Genomic DNA, 5429 nt, shown 5'->3' with positions numbered 1-5429 from the left:
ATGACATGAGGCGTGACAACGTGCGCCTCATACCCCCGCCTCCTGATTGGGGCGGGCGAGCAATCCGGTGAGCGCCACCGACAATCGCTGCACTACCTCAAGGCGTGGCGACGTGCTGCCGTTCTTCCATCGGCAGTATGTGCTCTGGGCAACGCCAGCTTCGAGGCAGACTTCTTTCATGGAGATGCCGCCAGACTTGGCGGCGGTCTCAAGCTCAACAGGATCGGTGATAGCGCTCATGACCGCTATGTATGTGCATTATTGCTAACTACGCAAGTGAAAAAATGCATACGGACGCATTCCCCTTAATGAGGGAAAATGCACACATGAAAACCGACGAAGAGCGGCTACGCGATAGCCAGAGAGCTTGGATAGATGAGATCGTCGAGAAACACGGCGAGACCTATACGAGCATCGCCCGCAAGGCGAAGCTGACGCCGACGACGCTCACGCGCTTCATGAATAAGGAAGCCGACGCCAACCACAACCTCTCAGCCAAGACGGAAGCCAAGATACGCGCTGTGTTCAGTGACGTGGCCATCAAGAGGCCCGAGCTTATACGCGTGTCTAATCTGTCCCATGTGCCCATCGTTGGTGTAGTGCAGGCCGGGCTGTGGCAATCTGACTTCGTGCTGTCCGAATATACCGCCGCCGAGTTCATCGAGGTCACGCCAGACCCGCGCTATCCGCACTTTCAGCGTGTGGCGTTCCGCGTTCAGGGTGACTCCATGAACCTCGTCTACGTACCAGGCACCGTCGTTCTGGCGATCAGGTTCTATGATCTTGGCCGCAATCCCAGAACCGGAGAGAAGGTCATCGCCGTCCGGCAGTCTAATGGCGTCGAAGAGGCAACGGTCAAAGAAATCGAGATCATGCCCGATGGCCGCGTCGCGCTGTGGCCGCGCAGCACCAACCCGGAATACTCCCAAGCCATCATCGTCCCGGATATGAGCGCGCTCGCCCCGTTCGCTGACGACGGCGGCCATCCCGAAGTCAGGATTGAAGCCCTGATCGTGCAGAGCATACGTCTCGAATAGAGGCGTATGCATTTTTATCCGCTCATGTGCATTTTTGCTATTGCGCTTCGATTGGCATTAATGCACACATACCCCATACCAACACACCCCGCGCCCCGGCAGAGCCGAGCGGGCCGGGAGAAGGAGGATGGGATGCGGATTTTAATATTCGACGGTCCAAGAAAGTCGGACGTCGCTAAAGCAATGGGCTTGTCTGCGCTTCGGGCTCATACCGTCATCGCGGATCGACAGAACGAAGTGATAGCACCATCAGCGCCGAAGTTGGTCCGTACGGATCGGCGGAAAGCCTTCGACTTCCCTGCGAACAAGCCTTTCCGTGAACATCAGGCCCGCACCGGCGGATATCTGATCTCGGCCACCACCCCCTAATCCCGCCGCGTGACCCGCTCTCGACCGGGCGGGCATCGTGGCCGGGTTACGGCGAATATAATATACGGCGGGAAATACTATGAAAATCGAAATCGACCTGAACGACATCCTGCGCGATGAATACGGCGACGGCGAGACTATGGCGGAGAGCATTCGGCGCCAGATCGTAGAGACCGTAGCGAAGAGCGCCAAAGAAGGCGTCAAGAAGAAAATAGACGAGGAAGTATCGGCTGCCATTCAGTCGGGACTTGCTGTGGCCGTCAAGGAGCAGATGCCTGCTCTGATGGATGATCTTCTGAACGCTACTTACACGCCGGTTGATACATACGGGCGCAGGTCAGAGCCAACAACAATGCGGGATCAGTTGATCAAGACCTTGACCGAAAACATGGTCTACAGGACTGGTCGATACGACAGCGACAAGAATGCCTTCGCCAAGGCCGTTGACTCAATAATCGAAGCCCAAATGAAGGAGTTCAAGAAGGAGTTTGACTCCAAGATCGACGCCAATTTTAGAAGAGAGGCGCTGACATACGCTACGAATAGTCTCCTCGCAAAGCTGGGAATTCCTCAAGCTCAATAATCGTGGCCGGGTTACGGCAGGTAGTTTTTGGTGGGTGTGATGGGAAAGAAACTGAAAAGCCTCGGTGTATTCACGCTGGATCATCCGGGTCCGTGGGTTACGCGGGATGGTCAGCCTGTAGAGGTGAAGTTTACGGATGGGCGAGATTATTACCAAGTCAAGGGATACATCGGAGATAGGGAAAATCTCTCTAGTTGGACAGAGGAAGGGAGCTTCACCTCGCCACCAGAAGTGAACGAAGAAGACCTCTTCAACGCCGAATACGTGAAAGAGACGCGTGAGTTCTGGGTGAATGAGTATCCATGGGGCTTTGGCGGAAGTATGGGCACCAAAACAAGGGAAGAGTCTGTGGCTCGCGTCTCGGAAAACTGCCTCGGCCAGGTCCTGTTCCGCGAAGTCCTGCCGGGAGACGACGCATGAGCGTTAGATCTGAGGAAGCGATGAAAGACAATGAAGTCCGTGACTGCCTCTACATCACCGGAACGCCAGACGCGGACGGAGACGCTCCCTTCTTCAAGGTAGGGAAAGGGGTGTGGATCGAAGGAAAGCCGCAAAGCGAGTGGCCGATCGTTGATCGCATCACGCTGCAACGTGATGTTCATGCGGAGTTTTGCCTCAGAACCCGCGCGTGCGTTTGGGTCAATGGGAAACTCGTTTTTGAGTGCCCTTATCATGCGCTTACTGGAGTGGGGTACGAACCATGACCTACGCAACCACCCGCCTCCCCCGTCGCAACCTGTTTGTCCCGACGAACGTGGACGGCGTGACGGAGATCAGCGTCGGCGAGGCTCTGGGCGTCGTTGGTCCGGGCCCGCGACCGTTCATTAACGGGATGATTGTCGGTGCAACCTTAGCGGTCTTCGCGTGCATCTTGGCTTTCTCGGTGTTGGCGTGATGACCGTCCGCATCGTATCCGCGTCCGCTCTTGCGTATCTGCTGTGGTGCGCGAGCGTTTTTAAGATCATCGGGCTCGCGTTCGACGCAGCCGGGAATGGGGGGTTGTGATGAAGTTGCATTTGGCTGCAATTTCCCTGGGCACACTATGCGTCATCCTTGCGGCATTAACCAATGATACCCTCGGCATTTTGTTGGGCTTTTTATCGGTAAACTGCGGAATGCTAGGGCTAATTGTTGACGCCTAAATCCGCCGATGTTTCCCGCTGGGCGCCAGCGGGTTGCACCGACCGATTGCCGGTCAAGAATTTCTCTGTGGAGAAGGAAGATGGCATACGAGTTCAAATCTCGCGCTGACAGAATGGGAGCCATTCTGGAGCACCTGAACGGTGCAATACGCGAAGTAAACGATCTCCCGGACTGCCCTAATTGGGTGCAGGACTATACAAATACCGTCACGGATTTTGCCGCCGACATGAAGGTGGAGCTGTCCGAACCCGGAGAGATAGAGCGCGAAGAACAATACGCGGCGATCCAGTCGGCGAACGACCGGCGGCGTGGTGTGGCGCGGGAGTATGCGCTGTGACCGAATTGGACCGCCTCAAGCGCATCAGCAACGCCGTTTATCTTGGACGCAGAAACGTCGCGGAGCGTTGCGACGCCTCTGCCAGCAAGGATTACCGGCAGGCGTGCGTCGACATCAGCGACGAGTTCAGCGCGCTTGAGCAAATGCTCTGGCGAATGATTGAAGAAGTGAAGCATCCGCAGCGCACACTGGAGCCCGCAGCATGACCACCCCGACGCCCTATGTGCTGACGCTGCCTCTGACGGATGAGCAGAGACAAGCCTTCGTTGATTTCCGCTGCTACGCCGCCGATCTGGAAGAGACCATCCGCGCCATCGCCACCCCAGCCGACGCGACGCTGCCTGTGGTGGCGAAACTGCTGCAAGCCGATATCGACGCCTTGAAGCCAGACCCCGACGAGGATGATTACGAAATCGACGGGATCGAAAGCATCATTACTGGACCAAACAAAGATATCGACGGTGTTGCAGTCGTCGCCCTCACCGACGCCCAAGCCGCCATAGCCGCTGCCGTCGCGGAGAAGGACGCGGAGATAGCGCGCTTGAACGCAGAACTGTCCGGTTTTCGCGCAGAACTGTCTGAATTGGTCGCCAAAGAGGTCGCAGCCCTCGCCGCACCCGACGCAGGAGCCGCGTCATGAGCCGGTCGCGTGATGAGCAGATAAACTGCATGACGGACTTTGCCTATGCAGGCGACCAGTATGCAAAATCAGATCGCCGAAAGAAGTGCGAGGTTTACATCAACGAAGCCGAACAACGCGGATACGAGAGAGCGAAAGATGAGTGGGCGAAGAAAGATGAGAGGGAGATTACACAGGTAATCGAAGAACGCGATCAGTGCGAACAAGTAATTTCTGATCTCTATCAATCCGTTATGGGAGAGCCGCCCGAGTGGTCAAATCATTTTGGATACCGAGACGCTGTGGAGGATGTCACTGATTACGTTCATGCGATCAGAACAAAATCTCTGGAATTAGCAAATGCCGAACAACGCGCCCGCGCCGAGCAGGCCGAGGATGCGGCGAGGCTGGATTGGTTGGAGAAAGACTTCCGCGAGAGCAAGTGCCTTGTGATCGAAGGTGAATACAAGGGGTATCAGTATAAAACCTGGGATTATCACAATCCCGGAGAACTTGATTGGATCAGCGTCGACGGAACGGAAACAACGGGAAAGACACTCCGCGCCGCCATCGACGCAGCGCGAGGCGTGGCCGGGCGTGGGGAGGTTGGGTGATATGGGAACTGAAGCGAAACATCAAAACAAACTAGAACCACGTGATAATAAATTCCATGTCGGCAATGGAATGGACGGAAAGCATTACTGGTTAACGCCGCCCGAAGTTTACGTCCCCCTGAATATGGAATTCCGTTTTACTTTTGACCCGTGCCCTTACCCCAAGCCGAAAAACTTCGACGGCTTAACTTGCGAGTGGGGATCATCTAACTATGTCAATCCGCCATTCGGATCCATCATACACGACGGAAAGAAGAAAGGCCCGACGGCATGGGCTCGCAAGGCGATATCCGAAAGCGAAAAAGGGAAGGATGTTGTCCTAGTCTACCCGATCGACAAATGGATACTGATGCTACTGGCAGCAGGGGCGGAAGTGAGGAATTTGAGAGACGTAAGGTGGCTGGCGACCGAAGATGGCTCGCAGGGTAAGGGGACAGGCCGCCATATCGCGGCATTCATTCTTCGTGGGTCAAAACAATGACCGCCCCCTGGGACGGCCGCCCGCAGGAGCCGGAGCGGGATGGGTGGCATACCGTCGTATGCGACGGGGACAGACACGAAAAATGGTGGGATGCGGAGGCGCATTACTGGACGACAGCACAATGGGGCGATCTGATTTGGACGCCTGACGAAGCGGTCAAGGAATTGTGGGAGTATTGGGGTCCAAATCTGACCCCCGCCGACCTCGCAGCCCGCGACGCAGCGACGATCGAGCGGTGCGCGGTGG

Annotated in this window: 12 protein-coding genes and 1 pseudogene; 12 read left to right on the top strand and 1 reads right to left on the bottom strand. The window is 56.1% G+C overall.

All coding sequences use genetic code 11. The features are described 5' to 3' along the window. Nucleotides 1-27: 27 nt before the first annotated feature. On the bottom strand, nucleotides 28-240 hold the full coding sequence (locus tag J2D73_RS20140) for a helix-turn-helix domain-containing protein (protein WP_207884192.1): 213 nt from the start codon (nucleotides 238-240) through the stop codon (nucleotides 28-30). Nucleotides 241-326: 86 nt separating this feature from the next. Here J2D73_RS20140 and J2D73_RS20135 point away from each other — a divergent pair, with 86 nt between their 5' ends. From J2D73_RS20135 to J2D73_RS20080, 12 genes and pseudogenes are all read left to right on the top strand, one after another. Continuing rightward, nucleotides 327-1037 carry a LexA family protein gene (locus J2D73_RS20135; RefSeq protein ID WP_207884191.1) on the top strand — a complete coding sequence of 237 codons (711 nt, stop codon included), beginning with the start codon at nucleotides 327-329 and terminating at the stop codon, nucleotides 1035-1037. Nucleotides 1038-1169: 132 nt separating this feature from the next. Then, nucleotides 1170-1406 (top strand): hypothetical protein, encoded by a 237-nt coding sequence (locus J2D73_RS20130; RefSeq protein WP_207884167.1) that lies wholly within the window; start codon nucleotides 1170-1172, stop codon nucleotides 1404-1406. 79 nt (nucleotides 1407-1485) lie between these two features. Beyond that, nucleotides 1486-1989, top strand: coding sequence for a hypothetical protein (locus J2D73_RS20125; RefSeq protein WP_207884189.1), 504 nt, complete (start codon nucleotides 1486-1488; stop codon nucleotides 1987-1989). 39 nt (nucleotides 1990-2028) lie between these two features. After that, the gene (locus J2D73_RS20120; RefSeq protein ID WP_207884187.1) at nucleotides 2029-2409 is read left to right on the top strand and encodes a hypothetical protein; all 381 of its coding nucleotides are present in this window, start codon (nucleotides 2029-2031) and stop codon (nucleotides 2407-2409) included. Beyond that, nucleotides 2406-2693 carry a hypothetical protein gene (locus J2D73_RS20115; protein WP_207884185.1) on the top strand — a complete coding sequence of 96 codons (288 nt, stop codon included), beginning with the start codon at nucleotides 2406-2408 and terminating at the stop codon, nucleotides 2691-2693. Before J2D73_RS20120 ends, J2D73_RS20115 begins: the two co-directional genes overlap by 4 nt. Further along, nucleotides 2690-2884: a hypothetical protein gene (locus J2D73_RS20110; protein ID WP_207884183.1), complete on the top strand. Its 195-nt coding sequence runs from the start codon at nucleotides 2690-2692 to the stop codon at nucleotides 2882-2884. Before J2D73_RS20115 ends, J2D73_RS20110 begins: the two co-directional genes overlap by 4 nt. Nucleotides 2885-3211: 327 nt before the next feature. Continuing rightward, nucleotides 3212-3469, top strand: coding sequence for a hypothetical protein (locus tag J2D73_RS20105; RefSeq protein WP_207884180.1), 258 nt, complete (start codon nucleotides 3212-3214; stop codon nucleotides 3467-3469). After that, nucleotides 3466-3675, top strand: a complete 210-nt coding sequence (locus J2D73_RS20100) for a hypothetical protein (protein WP_207884179.1) — start codon at nucleotides 3466-3468, stop codon at nucleotides 3673-3675. Before J2D73_RS20105 ends, J2D73_RS20100 begins: the two co-directional genes overlap by 4 nt. Then, nucleotides 3672-4109 carry a hypothetical protein gene (locus J2D73_RS20095; RefSeq protein ID WP_207884178.1) on the top strand — a complete coding sequence of 146 codons (438 nt, stop codon included), beginning with the start codon at nucleotides 3672-3674 and terminating at the stop codon, nucleotides 4107-4109. The genes J2D73_RS20100 and J2D73_RS20095 overlap by 4 nt, the downstream gene beginning before the upstream one ends. 29 nt (nucleotides 4110-4138) lie before the next feature. Continuing rightward, entirely contained in the window at nucleotides 4139-4702 is a 564-nt protein-coding gene (locus tag J2D73_RS20090) for a hypothetical protein (protein ID WP_207884176.1), read from the top strand. A gap of 1 nt (nucleotide 4703) precedes the next feature. Then, a complete protein-coding gene (locus J2D73_RS20085) occupies nucleotides 4704-5183 on the top strand; it encodes a hypothetical protein (protein ID WP_207884175.1) in 480 nt (159 codons plus the stop codon). Beyond that, nucleotides 5180-5429 (top strand): annotated as a pseudogene (locus tag J2D73_RS20080) (hypothetical protein); the annotation flags it as partial. The gene J2D73_RS20085 and the pseudogene J2D73_RS20080, both read left to right, overlap by 4 nt.

Source organism: Acetobacter sacchari, assembly GCF_017377715.1.
GTDB lineage: Bacteria > Pseudomonadota > Alphaproteobacteria > Acetobacterales > Acetobacteraceae > Acetobacter > Acetobacter sacchari.
Note: the sequence above shows the minus strand (reverse complement) of the source record. Positions and strands in the feature narration are given on the sequence as shown.